The organism is Streptococcus oralis (assembly GCF_001578935.1).
Lineage (GTDB): Bacteria > Bacillota > Bacilli > Lactobacillales > Streptococcaceae > Streptococcus > Streptococcus oralis_R.
In genome coordinates, this window is the sequence record NZ_KQ969542.1 from 1 (window position 1) to 271 (window position 271).

The window sequence follows — 271 nt, forward strand, 5'->3', positions numbered from 1 at the left end:
TAAATAGTCCGTACGGGATTCGAACCCGTGTTACCGCCGTGAAAAGGCGGTGTCTTAACCCCTTGACCAACGGACCATATTCATAAATGGGCACGAGTGGACTCGAACCACCGACCTCACGCTTATCAGGCGTGCGCTCTAACCACCTGAGCTACGCGCCCAAGTTTAAAAAACTTGGTAATTGAACAAAGTTCAAAGCGGGTGACGAGAATCGAACTCGCGACAACAGCTTGGAAGGCTGTAGTTTTACCACTAAACTACACCCGCTAAA

The 271-nt window shown here is 49.4% G+C and carries 3 tRNA genes; all 3 read right to left on the reverse strand.

Features of this window, described 5'->3' with window-relative positions:
• Positions 1-4 precede the first annotated feature (4 nt).
• The 3 genes from SORDD15_RS09765 to SORDD15_RS09775 all read right to left on the reverse strand — a co-directional run bounded on the left by SORDD15_RS09765 (position 5) and on the right by SORDD15_RS09775 (position 267).
• Positions 5-76, reverse strand: a tRNA-Glu gene (locus tag SORDD15_RS09765).
• Positions 77-87: 11 nt separating this feature from the next.
• Positions 88-161, reverse strand: a tRNA-Ile gene (locus tag SORDD15_RS09770).
• A 35-nt stretch (positions 162-196) separates the two neighbouring features.
• A tRNA-Gly gene (locus SORDD15_RS09775) sits at positions 197-267 on the reverse strand.
• Between the last annotated feature and the right edge of the window lie 4 nt (positions 268-271).